At 65.9% G+C, this 14,510-nt stretch carries 18 protein-coding genes; 14 read left to right on the top strand and 4 right to left on the bottom strand.

Features of this window, described 5'->3' with window-relative positions:
* The first annotated feature begins 63 nt into the window (after nt 1-63).
* From phnD to phnE (BDOA9_RS02695), 3 genes are all read left to right on the top strand, one after another.
* The gene (gene phnD / locus BDOA9_RS02705; RefSeq protein WP_025032414.1) at nt 64-999 is read left to right on the top strand and encodes a phosphonate ABC transporter substrate-binding protein; all 936 of its coding nucleotides are present in this window, start codon (nt 64-66) and stop codon (nt 997-999) included.
* A gap of 73 nt (nt 1,000-1,072) precedes the next feature.
* Nucleotides 1,073-1,957, top strand: coding sequence for a phosphonate ABC transporter, permease protein PhnE (phnE, locus tag BDOA9_RS02700; RefSeq protein WP_025032413.1), 885 nt, complete (start codon nt 1,073-1,075; stop codon nt 1,955-1,957).
* A complete protein-coding gene (phnE, locus tag BDOA9_RS02695) occupies nt 1,954-2,799 on the top strand; it encodes a phosphonate ABC transporter, permease protein PhnE (RefSeq protein ID WP_025032412.1) in 846 nt (281 codons plus the stop codon). Before phnE (BDOA9_RS02700) ends, phnE (BDOA9_RS02695) begins: the two co-directional genes overlap by 4 nt.
* 24 nt (nt 2,800-2,823) lie before the next feature.
* Here phnE (BDOA9_RS02695) and phnF read toward each other — a convergent pair whose 3' ends face one another.
* Nucleotides 2,824-3,552, bottom strand: a complete 729-nt coding sequence (gene phnF / locus BDOA9_RS02690; RefSeq protein ID WP_025032411.1) for a phosphonate metabolism transcriptional regulator PhnF — start codon at nt 3,550-3,552, stop codon at nt 2,824-2,826.
* Between the two features lie 170 nt (nt 3,553-3,722).
* Here phnF and phnG point away from each other — a divergent pair, with 170 nt between their 5' ends.
* From phnG to BDOA9_RS02645, 9 genes are read left to right on the top strand one after another with little or no spacing between them, the layout of a single operon-like run.
* Nucleotides 3,723-4,136: a phosphonate C-P lyase system protein PhnG gene (gene phnG, locus BDOA9_RS02685; protein ID WP_042335661.1), complete on the top strand. Its 414-nt coding sequence runs from the start codon at nt 3,723-3,725 to the stop codon at nt 4,134-4,136.
* Nucleotides 4,137-4,140: 4 nt separating this feature from the next.
* The gene (phnH, locus tag BDOA9_RS02680) at nt 4,141-4,749 is read left to right on the top strand and encodes a phosphonate C-P lyase system protein PhnH (RefSeq protein ID WP_025032409.1); all 609 of its coding nucleotides are present in this window, start codon (nt 4,141-4,143) and stop codon (nt 4,747-4,749) included.
* A 4-nt stretch (nt 4,750-4,753) separates the two neighbouring features.
* Entirely contained in the window at nt 4,754-5,857 is a 1,104-nt protein-coding gene (locus BDOA9_RS02675; protein WP_025032408.1) for a carbon-phosphorus lyase complex subunit PhnI, read from the top strand.
* Entirely contained in the window at nt 5,854-6,750 is an 897-nt protein-coding gene (locus BDOA9_RS02670; protein ID WP_025032407.1) for an alpha-D-ribose 1-methylphosphonate 5-phosphate C-P-lyase PhnJ, read from the top strand. The genes BDOA9_RS02675 and BDOA9_RS02670 overlap by 4 nt, the downstream gene beginning before the upstream one ends.
* Nucleotides 6,743-7,540 carry a phosphonate C-P lyase system protein PhnK gene (phnK, locus tag BDOA9_RS02665; RefSeq protein ID WP_025032406.1) on the top strand — a complete coding sequence of 266 codons (798 nt, stop codon included), beginning with the start codon at nt 6,743-6,745 and terminating at the stop codon, nt 7,538-7,540. The genes BDOA9_RS02670 and phnK overlap by 8 nt, the downstream gene beginning before the upstream one ends.
* Before the next feature lie 22 nt (nt 7,541-7,562).
* A complete protein-coding gene (gene phnL, locus BDOA9_RS02660; protein WP_025032405.1) occupies nt 7,563-8,261 on the top strand; it encodes a phosphonate C-P lyase system protein PhnL in 699 nt (232 codons plus the stop codon).
* A 12-nt stretch (nt 8,262-8,273) separates the two neighbouring features.
* Entirely contained in the window at nt 8,274-9,422 is a 1,149-nt protein-coding gene (locus BDOA9_RS02655) for an alpha-D-ribose 1-methylphosphonate 5-triphosphate diphosphatase (RefSeq protein ID WP_025032404.1), read from the top strand.
* Complete coding sequence (gene phnN / locus BDOA9_RS02650) at nt 9,419-10,015, top strand: phosphonate metabolism protein/1,5-bisphosphokinase (PRPP-forming) PhnN (protein ID WP_025032403.1); 597 nt, start codon at nt 9,419-9,421, stop codon at nt 10,013-10,015. The genes BDOA9_RS02655 and phnN overlap by 4 nt, the downstream gene beginning before the upstream one ends.
* Before the next feature lie 28 nt (nt 10,016-10,043).
* Nucleotides 10,044-10,655, top strand: coding sequence for a pyridoxamine 5'-phosphate oxidase family protein (locus BDOA9_RS02645; protein WP_025032402.1), 612 nt, complete (start codon nt 10,044-10,046; stop codon nt 10,653-10,655).
* 188 nt (nt 10,656-10,843) lie between these two features.
* On the opposite strand, the gene BDOA9_RS02640 is transcribed toward BDOA9_RS02645, so the two are convergent.
* Nucleotides 10,844-11,575: an SDR family NAD(P)-dependent oxidoreductase gene (locus tag BDOA9_RS02640; RefSeq protein WP_025032401.1), complete on the bottom strand. Its 732-nt coding sequence runs from the start codon at nt 11,573-11,575 to the stop codon at nt 10,844-10,846.
* Between the two features lie 388 nt (nt 11,576-11,963).
* On the opposite strand from BDOA9_RS02640, the gene BDOA9_RS02635 reads away from it, so the two are divergent.
* Nucleotides 11,964-12,158, top strand: coding sequence for a hypothetical protein (locus BDOA9_RS02635; RefSeq protein WP_025032400.1), 195 nt, complete (start codon nt 11,964-11,966; stop codon nt 12,156-12,158).
* A gap of 28 nt (nt 12,159-12,186) precedes the next feature.
* Nucleotides 12,187-13,140 carry an aliphatic sulfonate ABC transporter substrate-binding protein gene (locus BDOA9_RS02630; RefSeq protein ID WP_025032399.1) on the top strand — a complete coding sequence of 318 codons (954 nt, stop codon included), beginning with the start codon at nt 12,187-12,189 and terminating at the stop codon, nt 13,138-13,140.
* A gap of 14 nt (nt 13,141-13,154) precedes the next feature.
* Here BDOA9_RS02630 and BDOA9_RS02625 read toward each other — a convergent pair whose 3' ends face one another.
* Nucleotides 13,155-13,658, bottom strand: coding sequence for a DUF6496 domain-containing protein (locus BDOA9_RS02625; RefSeq protein ID WP_025032398.1), 504 nt, complete (start codon nt 13,656-13,658; stop codon nt 13,155-13,157).
* Between the two features lie 65 nt (nt 13,659-13,723).
* Nucleotides 13,724-14,506 carry an alpha/beta fold hydrolase gene (locus BDOA9_RS02620; RefSeq protein WP_025032397.1) on the bottom strand — a complete coding sequence of 261 codons (783 nt, stop codon included), beginning with the start codon at nt 14,504-14,506 and terminating at the stop codon, nt 13,724-13,726.
* Nucleotides 14,507-14,510: the final 4 nt, after the last annotated feature.

The following is a 14,510-nucleotide window of genomic DNA, read 5'->3' as shown; positions in this document are numbered from 1 at the left end:
TTCGTTGCAAGTCTTCGTTGCAAGTCTTTGCGTCAACCGACCCCAACCAATGAAGAGGGTAATATGATCACTCGTCGACTCATTCTTGCCGGCGCCGCCGCGCTCGCGTTCACGGCCTCCGCCTCCGCCGAAGACTGGAAGGCGAAGTATCCCGAGCTGACCTTCGCGGTCGTTCCGGCCGAGAACGCTTCCGGCGTCACGGAGCGCTGGGCACCGTTCGTGAGCTATCTCTCCAAGGAGCTCGGCGTGAAGGTCACGCTGCGCATCGCCAACGACTACGCCGCCGTGATCGAAGGCCAGCGCGCCGGCAACATTCACATCGCCAGCTACGGCTCGGCCTCGTTCGCCCGTGCCCGCCTGACCGGCGTCAAGTCCGAGGCCTTCGCCAACGACATCAACGCGGACGGCTCGACCGGCTACTATTCCGTGTTCTTCGTCAAGGCGAACAGCGCCTACAAGAAAATCGATGACCTCAAGGGCAAGAACCTCGGCCTCGTCGACCCGAACTCGACCTCCGGCAACAACGTGCCGCGCTTCGAGCTCGATAAGCTGGGCATCCACGATGCCGACAGCTATTTCGGCAAAGTCGTCTTCACCGGCAGCCACGAGAACGCGATGCTGGCGCTGGCGCAGGGAACGGTCGAGGTTGCCGCCAACCAGTGGACCAGCGACAATGATTCCACGCTGGCGCAGATGCTGACCAAGGGCATGCTGAAGAACGCCGACGGCTCGGCGATGAAGAAGGACGACTTCCGCATCGTCCACAAGTCGGCGCCGATCATCAACGGTCCCTATGCCTACAATTCCGACCTGCCGGAAGATGCCAAGGCCGCCATTGCCAAGGCATTCTTCGACGCGCCGGCCAAGGACAAGGCTGCGTTCGATCGTCTCTCCGATGGCCAGAAGAAGGGTTTTCATCCCGCCACCACCAAGGACTGGGATGGCACGATCGACCTGATCAAGTTCGTCGACGCGCTGCGTAAGAAGAAGGCGTCCTGAATCTTCGGGACGATGCACCTGAGCCGGGTCCCGAGGACCCGGCTCTTTCTTTGACGGGACCTGTTTCGACCCCATGACGACAGCGGTTTCGATCCTCCCCGAGCAGCAGCTCGCCGCGCTGAACGCTGCCTATCGCCAGGCGGTTTCACGCAGGCGGCTTCGTCTCTTGTTGGGAGCGGGCGTGTTTGCCGCCGCGCTGGCTCTTGCCGCGATCGGCGCCGAAGTGAATTTGCGCACGCTTTTCACCTATTTCGGCAATTTCGTCAGCTATTTCGACCGCATCCTCACCCTCGACAGCGGCCAGCGGGTCTGGACCGATGTCGGCGAGTGGTTCTGGGGCTGGCGCAAATGGCTGAAGATGCTGGGCGAGACGCTGCTGATCTCCTATGTCGGCACGCTGATCGGTGCGACCTTCGCCTTCGCGCTCAACTTCTTCGCGGCCGAGAACACCTCGCCCGCGTCCTGGCTGCGCTTCGTCGTGCGGCGCCTGCTCGAATTCGCCCGCACCGTTCCCGGCATCGTCTTTGCGCTGGTCTTCGTGATCGCCTTCGGGCTCGGACCGATGGCTGGCGTGCTGGCGATTGCGATCCACTCGACGGGAGCGCTGGGAAAACTGTTCTCGGAGATCGTCGAGAATGCCGACATGAAGCCGGTCGAGGGCATCCGCTCGACCGGAGCGAGCTGGCTCTCCTGCATGCGCTTCGCCATCGTGCCGCAGGTCACCGCCGGCTATGCCAGCTACGCGCTGCTGCGCTTCGAGATCAACGTCCGCGAGGCCTCCGTGATGGGCTTCGTCGGCGCCGGCGGCATCGGCCAGGAGCTCGTCGTCGCCATCCGCAAGTTCTATTATTCGGACGTCAGCGCCATCCTGCTCACCATCGTCGTCACCGTCTTCATCATCGACATCACCACCGGCTGGTTGCGCGGCCGCCTGTTCGGCAAGGAGGCGCGGACGTGACGCCGCAAGAGGTCGACACCGCGCAGATTCGCGCGCGCTATCCCGATGTGTTCGACCGGCCGGCCTCGGCGCGGCTCGCGACGCCCGCCATGATCGCCGCGGCGCTCGCCATCCTCGTCTACGGCCTTGTCGATCTCGACTTCTCGCCGTCGCGCTTCTTCGCAGGCCTCAGCCAGCTCGGCTGGATCACCTTGATGATGATCCCGCCGGATCCCGGCTCGTCGCTGCCGATCTATCTGAAGGCGCTCGGGGAAACGCTCTCGATCGCGCTGCTCGGCACCACGCTGGCCGCGGTGTTCGCGTTGCCGGTGAGCTTGCTCGCTGCGCGCAACATCGTGCCGTCGAACATCCTTCGCTTCCCGGTCCGCCGTTTCCTGGATTCGATCCGCGGCGTCGACACCCTGATCTGGGCGCTGGTGTGGATCAACGTGGTCGGGCTCGGCCCGTTCGCCGGCGTGCTCGCCATCGCGGTGTCGGATTTCGGCGCGTTCGGCAAGCTGTTCTCGGAGGCGATCGAGGGCGCCGACCAGAAGCAGGTCGAAGGCATCCGCGCCTCCGGCGGCAGCGCGCTGCACGAGATCCGCTTCGGCCTGCTGCCGCAGGTGCTGCCCGTCATCGCCGGCCAGGTGCTCTATTTCATCGAGTCCAACACCCGCTCGGCCACCATCATCGGCATCGTCGGCGCCGGCGGCATCGGTCTCCAGCTCGCCGAGCAGATCCGCGTGCTGGAATGGCAGAAAGTGTCGTTCCTGATCCTGATGATCCTGGTCGCCGTCGCCGCGATCGATTTCATCTCCGGCAAGCTGCGGTTTGCGATTATTGGGCGAAGGGCCGTGGCCTGATCGCAGGTCCGGTGCCGTGGAGGGCTACGACTCCACCACAAACTCCACCCGCTCCGCTGCAAACCGCGAGTGCTTGGTCATCAGCGGCTTGCCCTCGAGATCGTGGTCGGTCGCATCCACCACCAGGATCGGGCGTCCCAGCGCGAGATCGAGTCGGGCCGCGTCGGTCGCGTCGACGATGCCGGCCGTGATTCGCGTTGCGCCGCGGCGATAGTCGCGGACGCCATAATGCTCCAGCAGCTTTGTCATCGAGCGCGTCGCCGCGAACACGGCGCCTGCGCCCGGAAACCGTTCCGCCGACAGCCAGGTCGTGGACACGCAGATCGGCGTGCGGTCGGCGAGGCGGATCGCCTCGATCCGCACCAGAGGCGCGCCGGTCTTCAATCCCAGCTCGCGCGCGAGCTCGCGCGTCGCGACGTCATCGATCGCCTCGATCAGCCGGCCATGCGGCTCGCGGCCATCGGCGCCGACGATCTCGGAGAAACGCGTGCGTGAGCGCAAGGGATAAGCGAGCTTCTGCGCCTCGACATAGGTTCCGCTGCCGCGCTCGGCGCGCACCAGGCCGCGCTCGGCGAGGGCGGCCAGCGCGCGCCGCACGGTGTGGCGGTTGACGCGATAGGTTTCGGCGATCTCCATCTCGCCCGGCAATTTGTCGCCGGGCGCAAAGCGGCCGTCCGCGATGCCGCGCTCGATGCCGTCGGCAACGAGGCGCCATAGCGCGACGCCCGAGGAGGCTGTGTCCTGCATGCTCATGTCGCGGGAAACCTACTCCAGAAATCACAACATTGTCACGAAACAGTCATGGCGCGTCCGTATGAAGTTGTCTACTATCATAGACAACTTCGACGCGGCAAGTTCTGTCAAGACGTTCGGTGGCCCAGGTGACCCAGCACAATACCCAGCAAGCCCAGCGCAAGGCCGCGATGGCGGTGCTGGCGCACGCGGAGGCGGGCGAGATCGCCGCTCGCCTCCGCAACTTATCTCTGCCGGACCATCAGGATCTGCGCGCGCCGGAGAACGGGCTCGTGATGCTGCGCGGCCGGGTCGGCGGCGACGGCGCGCCGTTCAATCTCGGCGAAGCCACGGTGTCGCGCGCCGCGGTGCGGCTTGCGAGCGGCGAGGTCGGCTTCGGCTACACGCTCGGCCGCGACGGTGAGAAGGCGCGGCTGATCGCATTGTGCGATGCGCTGGCGCAGTCGCGCGATTTCGGCGAAGAGGTGGAGCGCGAAATTATCGCGCCGTTGCGCGCGCAGCTTATGGTCACGCGCAAGCAGGCGGCGGAAGCGACCGCCGCGACGAAGGTTGATTTCTACACCATGGTGCGCGGTGAGGGCTGAGATCATGACCACGATTGCGGAATTGCCGCCGGGTTTCGCCGACAAGGTCTTGTCGGCGCAATCGACCTTTCGCTCGGTGATGGACGCCATGGCGCGACCGGGCTCGGTTCAGCGCATCGTGCCCATGGCCGGGACGCCTGGGCCGATGATGCGCGGCACCGCCGCGATCGCGCTGACGCTGTTCGACCACGACACGCCGCTCTGGCTCGATGCGCGGATGGCGGAAAGCTCGGACGTGACGAAGTGGCTCAAGTTCCACACCGGCGCGCCGGTCGTGCAGGATTCATCGGTCGCCTCGTTCGCGCTCATTGGCGACGGCGGTACGCTGCCTTCGCTCGAACGCTTCGCGCTCGGGACGGCTGAGTATCCGGACCGGTCGACCACCGTGATCGTCCAGGTCGACAGTCTCGCCTCCGGGCGAAGCTTCGAGCTGCGCGGCCCCGGCATCGATGGCGTCGCCACGCTGCAGGCGTCGGTCAAGCCGTTCGACCTGTTCGAGCGCCTGCATATGAACGAAGCGCTGTTTCCGCGCGGCATCGACGTGGTGCTGGTCGCCGATGACGCCGTGGTCGCGATCCCTCGCACCACCCGCATCGTGAGCAAGGGAAGCTGAAAGCATGTATGTCGCAGTTAAAGGCGGCGAGCGCGCCATCGAGAACGCCCATCGCCTGCTGGCGCATAAGCGGCGCGGTGACCAAGACGTTGCGGAAATCTCCCTCGATCAGATCACCGAGCAGCTCGGCCTTGCCGTGGACCGCGTCATGAGCGAAGGCTCGCTCTATGACCGCGAGCTTGCTGCGCTGGCGATCAAGCAGGCGCGCGGCGATTTGATCGAGGCGATCTTCCTGGTGCGCGCCTTCCGGGCCACGCTGCCGCGGTTCGGCGCCAGCGAGCCGGTCGACACCGGCGCGATGCGGGTGCAGCGGCGGGTGTCGGCGACCTTCAAGGACATTCCGGGCGGCCAGATCCTGGGGCCGACCTTCGACTACACGCACCGCCTGCTCGATCCTTCGCTCGCGGAAGGCTTTGTGCCTGAGGCTCCGGCAATGGCCGAAGCCTCGACCGCGCCGACCCCGCGCGTGACCGATATTCTCGGCCGCGACGGGCTGATCGAATCATCGCCCGAGGCCGAGGACGGCGCCAGCGTCGGCGACCTCACCCGCGAGCCGCTGAACTTTCCCGCGGATCGCGATTTGCGCCTGCAGAACCTTGCGCGCGGTGACGAAGGCTTTCTGCTCGCGATGGGCTATTCCACCCAGCGCGGCTACGGCCGCAACCATCCCTTTGTCGGCGAGATCCGCTTCGGCGAGGTCGAGGTTGAATTTGTCGCGGAAGACGTCGGCTTCGCCGTGCCGCTCGGTGCGATCGCGCTCACCGAATGCCAGATGGTCAACCAGTTCAAGGGCTCCGCCACAGAAGCTCCGTGCTTCACCCGCGGCTATGGCCTCGCTTTCGGCCAGAGCGAACGCAAGACCATGTCGATGGCGCTGGTCGATCGCGCGCTGCGCGCCCGTGAGCTCGGCGAGGAGGCGCTGGCCCCGGCGCAAGATGAAGAATTCGTGATGTCGCATTCGGACAATGTCCAGGCGACCGGCTTCGTCGAGCACCTGAAGCTGCCGCACTATGTCGACTTCCAGTCCGAGCTCGGCCTGCTGCGCAAGCTGCGTCAGGAGTTTGCCGATGCCAATGCGCCCGACGCCATGAAGGAAGCCGCGGAATGAACGCGCCCGCCTACAATTTCGCCTATCTCGACGAGCAGACCAAGCGGATGATCCGCCGTGCGATCCTGAAGGCGATCGCGATCCCCGGCTATCAGGTGCCGTTCGCCAGCCGCGAGATGCCGATGCCCTATGGCTGGGGCACCGGCGGCGTGCAGGTCACGGCCGCGATCCTTGGTCCCCAGGACGTGCTGAAAGTGATCGATCAGGGCTCCGACGACACCACCAACGCGATCTCGATCCGAAAATTCTTCGCCAAGACCGCGGGCGTTGCGACGACCACGGCGACGGACGAGGCAACCGTGATCCAGACCCGTCACCGCATCCCCGAGACGGCGCTGAACGCGAACCAGGTGCTGGTCTATCAGGTGCCGATCCCCGAGCCGTTGCGCTTCCTCGAGCCGCGCGAAACCGAGACGCGGCGCATGCATGCGCTGGCCGAATACGGCCTGATGCATGTGAAGCTCTACGAGGACATCGCCCGCTTCGGCCACATCGCCACCGCCTACGCCTATCCGGTGAAGGTGAACGCGCGCTATGTGATGGACCCGTCGCCGACGCCGAAATTCGACAATCCCAAGATGGACAATTGCCCGGCGTTGCAATTGTTCGGTGCCGGCCGCGAGAAGCGGATCTACGCGATCCCGCCCTATACGCAGGTGGTGTCGCTCGATTTCGAGGACCACCCGTTCGAGCCGTATCGTTTCAACGCGCCCTGCGCGCTGTGCGCGGCCGAGAATTCCTATCTCGACGAGATCGTCACCGACGACAAGGGCGGGCGGATGTTCGTGTGCTCGGACACCGATTATTGCGAGAGCCGCCAGGCCGCCGGCCATCACGGCAGCCTCAGCGCCGCGCCGTACAAGGACAAGGCGCAGGAGGCCGCGAATGGCTGATCAGAATTTGATCGAGAACGACGAGCCGCTGCTGGTCGCAAAATCCCTCAGCAAGTCCTTCGGCCGCATCAATGCCTGCCGCGACGTGTCGTTCTCGCTCCATCCCGGCGAGGTGCTGGCGATCGTCGGCGAATCCGGCTCGGGCAAGTCGACGCTGCTGCAACTGCTGTCGGGCCAGCTCGCGCCGAGTGCAGGGCACGTCTCCTACCGGATGCGCGACGGTGTCGCCCGCGATCTCGCCTCGCTCGGCGAAGCCGAGCGGCGCTTCCTGTTCCGCACCGATTGGGGTTTCGTGCACCAGGATCCCGCGCAGGGCCTGCGCATGGCGGTCTCGGCCGGCGCCAATGTCGGCGAGCGGCTGATGGCGGTGGGGTGGAATCACTACGGCCGCATCCGCGACACTGCCTCGGACTGGCTCACCCGCGTCGAGATCGACACAGCGCGCATCGACGATGCGCCGCGCACCTATTCCGGCGGCATGCGCCAGCGTCTGCAGATTGCCCGCAACCTCGTCACCGAGCCGCGGCTGGTGTTCATGGACGAGCCGACCGGCGGACTCGACGTTTCGGTGCAGGCGCGCCTGCTCGACCTCCTGCGCAGCCTTGTCGCCGAGCTGAACCTCGCCGTCGTCATCGTCACCCACGATCTCGCGGTGGCGCGCCTGTTGTCGCACCGCGTGATGGTGATGAAAGGCGGCCGCGTCATCGAAACCGGGCTCACCGACCAGGTGCTCGACGACCCGCGCGAGCCCTATACCCAGCTGCTCGTTTCCTCGATCCTGCCGCCATGAACTTTACAATACGAGTTTTCCAATGACCGCCATGATCGACATCACCGACGCCGGCAAGACCTTTACGATGCACCTGCAGGGCGGCATCGAGTTGCCGGTGGTGCGCGGCGTGACCTTCCAGGTCAATCCGGGCGAGTGCGTCGTGCTGTCGGGTCCGTCGGGCGCCGGCAAATCGTCGATCCTGAAGATGATCTTCGGCAACTACCGCTGCGACAGCGGCCGGATCGGCATCCGTCATCGCGGCAAGCTGGTCGATCTTGCCGCCGCCGAGCCGCGTCAGGTGCTCAACATCCGCCGTTCCACCATCGGCTATGTCAGCCAATTCCTGCGGGCCGTGCCGCGGGTTGCGACCATCGACGTCGTCGCCGAGCCGCTGATTGTCAACGGCATGAGCCGGACTGACGCACAGGCGCGCGCCGGCGAATTGCTGCATCGCCTCAACATCCCCGAGCGCCTATGGCAGCTTCCGCCCGCCACCTTCTCCGGCGGCGAGCAGCAGCGCGTCAACATCGCCCGTGGCTTCATCTCGGATCTGCCGATCCTGCTGCTGGACGAGCCGACCGCCTCGCTCGACGCCGCCAATCGCGCCGTGGTAGTCGAGCTGGTCGCTGAAAAGAAACGTCAGGACGTTGCCATGGTGGCCATTGTCCACGACGACGAAATCCGTCATCTGATTGCCGACCGCATCGTCGACGTCACCAGCTTTGCCGCCGCGGCCTGAAGGAATGGGGAAATGAAGAAGGAAGCCGTGATCGCCAATGCCAGGATCGTGCTGGCTGACCGGGTGATCGAGCAGGGCTGGCTCGCGCTGGCCGACGGCCGCATTGCGGAGATCGGCGAGGGGAAGGCGCCCGCGGGCGCCGAGGACGCCGGCGGCGATCTGATCATGCCCGGCCTGATCGAGCTCCACACCGATCATCTCGAAGCGCATTACGTTCCGCGGCCAAAGGTGTTCTGGAATCCGGTCGCCGCCGTCGTCTCCTATGACGGCCAGCTGGCGACGTCGGGCATCACCACCGTGTTCGATTCGCTCCGGGTCTGGCGCGAGGATGGCGCCGAGGAGGTCGATGGCCGCGCCGGCGTGCTTGCCGCCGCCATCACCACGGCCCGCGAGGCCAGCCTGCTGCGCGCCGATCACTTCCTGCATCTGCGCTGCGAGATCCCGATGCCGAGCGTGGTCGAGGAAGCCAAGGAGCTGATCGACCGTCCCGACGTCAAGCTGATGTCGCTGATGGACCACACGCCGGGCCAGCGCCAGTTCCGCGACGAGGTCAAGCTGCGCGACTATTACCGCGGCAAGGGCGGCGGCAAGACCGATGCCGAGCTCGACGAATTGTTCGCTAAGCGCTTCGAATATCAGAGGCGCTATGCCGCGGCGAACATGCGCGAGATCGTGGCGCTGGCGCATCAGTACGACATTCCGCTGGCGAGCCACGACGACACCACCGAAGAGAACGTCGCGGATGCCGTGCGCGACCGCGTCTCGGTCGCGGAATTCCCGACCACGCTGGAGGCCGCGCGCGGCCTGCATCAGGCCGGCATCGACATCCTCATGGGCGCGCCGAACGTGGTGCGCGGCGGCTCGCACTCCGGCAACATCGCCGCGGTCGATCTCGCGCGCGAGGGCCTGCTCGACATCCTGTCGTCGGACTACATCCCGTCGAGCCTTTTGATGGCCGCGCTGCAATTGCCCGAGCACGTGCCTGCGATCAGCCTCCCGGCCGCGGTTCGGACGGTGACGAAAGCGCCCGCCGAAGCGGTCGGTCTCACCGACCGCGGCGAGGTCGCAACCGGCAAGCGCGCCGATTTGATCCGCGTCCATGTCGCAGGCCACGTTCCCGTGGTCCGCAGCGTCTGGCGGGAAGGACAACGCGTCGCATGAGCGATATGGCGACCGCGGGTGAAGGCGAGACGGGTGCGATCGGCCCCGGCCGGCTCGTGCTCGTGGTCGGCCCCAGCGGCGCCGGCAAGGATACCCTGCTGCGGCTGGCGCAGGCGGCCTGCAGCGACGATCCCGACATCGTCTTCCCGCGCCGCATCGTGACGCGCGCGGCGTCGGCCGATGAAGACAATATCGCGGTCAGCCCCGACGAATTCCGCCGCGCGTGCGAGCACGGCGACTTTGCCGTGCACTGGGAGGCCCATGGGCATTCCTACGCGTTGCCGCTCGAGATCAACGACGACATCCGCGCCGGCCGCACCGTGGTCGCCAACGTCTCACGCACTGTGATCGCTGCCTTGCGCCGGGCCTATGCCAATGTCGTTGTGGTCGCGATCACGGCGCCGCCGGAGGTCTTGGCGCAGCGGCTTGCCGCGCGCGCCCGGAAGAGCGACGGCGACATCGCCGAGCGGCTGTCGCGCAGCGTCGAAGAGGCGTCGGCGCAGGCGGACGTCACCATCCTCAATGCCGGCAGCGCGGACTATCACAGCCGCCAGCTGCTGCGCGTGATCAGGAATCAAGGCTGGCAGGATTAGTTGCTGGCAACAGCAAGGAGAGAGTGGAATGACGGTGATCGAAACGGTCGAGCAGCTTGAAGCCATCTACGGCGCCACCAACGACGCCTCGACCGTGAAAGTCGCCGACCACGTCACCCCGCTCTACCGCATCTTCATCGAGAAGGCGCCGTTCGCCGCGCTCGCCACCATTGGCCCAGAGGGCATCGACTGCTCGCCGCGCGGCGATCTGCCTGGCTTCGTCCGCGTCCACGACCCCAAGACGCTGATGCTGCCCGACCGCCGCGGCAACAACCGGGTCGATTCCTTGCGCAACATCGTGCGCGACCCCAGGGTCTCGCTGATGCTCCTGATCCCCGGCTCCGGCAACGCAGTGCGGGCGAACGGCCGCGCGCATCTTTCCGTCGATCCGGAGCTGCTGGCCTCGTTCAAGGTCGAAGGCAAGGCGCCGCGCAGCGTCATGGTGATGAACGTGGACGAGATTTACTTCCAATGTGCCCGCGCCATCGTCCGCTCCGACCTCTGGAATCCCGACAAGCGCGTCGATCCCAAGACGCTGCCGACGCCAGGGCAGATTCTTGCGGAAATGAGCGACAACAAGGTCGGCGGCGCGGAGTATGATCGCGCCTGGCCGGAACGGGCAGCCGCGACGATGTGGTGAGCTTTCCCTCTCCCCTCGTGAGAAAGGGTATCTTTCCGCGAGTCCGGAGTCGTAGGGTGGGCAAAGGCGCTCTTGCGCCGTGCCCACGAATTCTCACCAATTACACGCAAATGGTGGGCACGCTTCGCTTTGCCCACCCTACGGCTTTCCAAGATTGGAAGAGCGCGTGCGCTACCGGCGGCGAGCCCTCAATTAAACGCTATACCCCCGCTCAGCGCGATAGTCTGTCCGGTCATGTAGGCGTTGTCGACCAGCAGCATCGCAGCCTTCGCCACCTCCTCCGCCGTGCCAAAGCGGCCGAGCGGGATGCGGCTGACGAGCGCGGGCTGGCCGCTCATCATGTCGGTCTCGATCAATGACGGCGCCACGGCGTTGACGGTGATGCCCTCCTTCACGAGCCGCGCAGCATAGCCGCGCGTCAGGCCCTCCATGCCGGCCTTGGACGCATTGTAGTGCGGGCCGATCGAGCCGGCACCGCGCGCGGCACCCGAGGAGATGTTGACGATGCGGCCCCACTTCCGCGCGCGCATCGACGGCAGCACCGCTTGCGTGCACAGGAAAGCCGATTTCAGGTTGACCAGGATGGTGCGGTCGAAATCGTCCTCGGTGAGATCATCGATTCCGCGCGTGATCGCAATGCCGGCATTGTTGACCAGGATGTCGACCGGCCCAAGCCCGGCCGTGACGCGCTCGACCATACCGGCCACGGCCTCGCGCTGCGAGACATCCGCGGCGACCACGATGGCGCGGCCGCCCTGCTGGCCGATCTCGCCTGCGAGTTGTTCAGCTTGGCCAATCCGCTCGCGGCAATTGATCGCCACCGCCGCACCTGCTTCGGCCAATGCACGACAGATGGCCGCGCCAATCCCGCGCGAGCCGCCGGTGACGAGCGCCGTGCGCCCCTTTAGAGCATGCGTCATGTCGTTCTCCGCATTTCTTTGCGCCTCTCGGGGCAACGGTACCACGCTACGGACCTCTTGCGTGTTGACATGATCGCGAGATGATTTCGGCTGCGGCGGCTTGCGCGCAGAGAAGTGCGCGCACGCGGCCGCGGCAAATATGGATAGCCATTTCATTGACCGATCGGCGTAATCCCTCGATATTCGAAGCGTCGAAACTGCATCGTCGAGCCGAAAGCTGCTGCATGACATCGAATGACCAGCGAGTGAGAAGCGACATGCGCAAGCGCATGATGCGTCGCTGCGTCTCGGCCGCGACCGGCGCCTGTTGTTGCTGCTGATCGCCGAGCCAAAATCCCGATCGCAATCTCTTGACAGGAGCGCCGACCCGTTCGGCGAACGAGCAGCCATGCCCAAAGCCTATATCATCGAAGTTCACGACCGCACCGCCGGCATCATCGCCAGCGACGAGCGCGGTTTCCGCTTTTTCTCCTCCGAGCGCCTGTTCGACAGCCTCGAAGGCCGCCAGTTCCGCTCGGCCCGGGACGCCGAACGGGCCGCGAGCGCCGTGTTCGCGGAGCGCCGGCACCTTGTCTCCATCTGAGCACCAGCAGACCGAAAGGACTTTGCAAATGATCACGCGACGACACATCATCGCCGGCGCTCTGTTGCTGGCAAGTGCGGCCGTTTCGCCCGTGTGGGCCGAAGACAAGCCGGCCGAGATTCGCATCGGCACGCAGAAGGGCGGCTTCTTCCCGGCGGTGCGCCAGCGCCAGACGCTGGAGAACGCCTTCAAGCCGCTCGGCATCGAGATCAAGTGGGTCGACTTCCAGTTCGGTCCGCCGCTGCTGGAGGCCATCAATGTCGGCAGCGTCGATTTCGGCTATGTCGGCGACTCCCCGCCGATCTTCGCGCAGGCCGGCGGCGCCAAGATCCGCTACGTCGCTGCGGTGAAATCGGACGGCAACACCCAGGCGATCGTCGTGCCGAAGGATTCGCCGATTCACGCGCTGGCCGATCTCAAGGGCAAGCGCGTCGCCTTCGGCAAGGGATCGAGCGCGCATAATCTGCTGGTTGCCGCGCTCGAGAAGGCCGGCTTGTCCTGGTCCGACATAACGCCGGCGCCGCTCGCGCCCGCCGATGCGACCGCCGCCTTCATCAAGGGCTCGGTCGATGCCTGGTCGATCTGGGATCCCTATCTGGCGCTCGCCGAGCTGAAGGAAAAGGCGCGCGTCATCGCTTTCGACAAGGACGTGCACAAGCCGAATGCCTTCTACATCGCAAACACGGATTTCGTCGATAAATATCCGTCGCTGGTGGCGAAGCTCAACACGACCTTTGCCTCCGAAGGAGTCTGGGCCAACGAACACCACGAGGACGTCGCCAAAGCCCAGGCAGATGCGACCGGCGTCGACATCGAGGCCGTCAGGCGCTTCGTGGGTCGCTCCAACTTCCGCGTGGTGCCGCTGGATGCCGAGATCATCGCAAGCCAGCAGGCGGTGGCCGATCGTTTCGCAAAGCTGGGCCTCATCCCGAAGCCCGTCAACGTCTCCGACATCGTCTGGAAGTGGACGCCGGGCTCCTGAGCCAGCCTGAGTGATCAGCTCCGGCGGCGCGCCCTTGTGCGTGCCGCCTTCTTTGCGGCAGCGGAGCGGACCTTGGCGCCCTTGGTGTGGCTGGCTTTCCGCGCGGCGGCCGAGCGGGACGCTGCGGTTCGGCGGCTTGCGGCACGTTTGGCCTGTTTCGACAGTGCACCACGCGATGCGGTGGAGCGCGGCTCCTTCTTCAGAGCGTTCGTGGCGGCGCGCGATACTTTCGGGCTCCGCTTCGGCGTGCGTTTGCCCTGGCCGACCTCGTAAGCGTACTTGGCACTACGGCGCGTCGACTTCTTGGTGCTTCCCTTGCGCGGCGGCGGCAGATCGACACCGGCGCGACGCGCCTCGGACAGGCCGATCGCGATCGCCTGCTTGGTCGAGCGCGCGCCGTGCTTGCCCTTGCGAATCCTGTCGATCTCGTCCTTGACGAACTCGCCGGCCTGCGTGCTGGCCGACTTGCCGGCGCGCTTGTCTTGCCTGGCTTTGCGAATGACTTCCTGTCTCGGCATGGTCGAGTTCCCCTTCTTGAGTGCGAGGGTCTGACCGCAACGCGCGAGGCGGAAGATTGATCCGCTTAGTTCCGCAGCGCCGCCAAGAGCTCGTCCGGCCGCTCGGCCATGATCATGTGGCCGGCACCTCGCACCACGACGGTCTTTGCATGCGGGATCGCGGCGGCGAGCGCCTTGCCGGCCTTCGCCGGCGTCATCATGTCCCGCTCGCCGAGGATGAGCGTCGTCGGCACCTTCACGCTCGCCGCGGCGGCAAGCGCATTCGTATAGGAGTTGCAGGCCGACAGATCCTTGAACAGCACGCCCGGCTCGCACGATTTCAGCACCGCCTGCGCGCCGCCATGCATCCACAGGCCCGGCGCCAGGCTGCCGCCGAGCTCCGCGTTGAACCCGAGGCCCCAGATCGAGACCATGTCGTTGGCATCCTGCGAGTTGGCTTCGGCGGCTTTCAGGAGATCCGGACCCACCGTCATGGTCGCGGCGGTGCCGATCAGGCTCAGCGCGGAGACCTTGTCGGGATGCCGCGCCGCCGTCTCCAGCGAGATCAGCGAGCCCATGGAGTGGCCGATCAGGTGCGCCTTCGCAGCGCCCGCCGCATCGAGCAGCGCCGCCGTCCAGTCGGCCATCTCGGCGATGCTGCCGAGCGAAGGCCCAGCCGAGCGCCCGTGCCCGGGCAGGTCGGGCGCGAGCACGGCAAAACCATGATGGGCGAACCAGCGCGTATGCAGCGCCCAGGTCGAATGGTCGAAGCCGGCGCCGTGGATGAAGACCACCGCGGGCAGGGACTTGTCGAAGTCGCGGCCGCCGGTTGCGACAAACACATCGGTGCCGTTGACGGAGAGCTTCATGGTG

The organism is Bradyrhizobium sp. DOA9, assembly GCF_000617845.2.
Lineage (GTDB): Bacteria > Pseudomonadota > Alphaproteobacteria > Rhizobiales > Xanthobacteraceae > Bradyrhizobium.
This window is presented reverse-complemented; position numbering and strand designations above follow the sequence as displayed.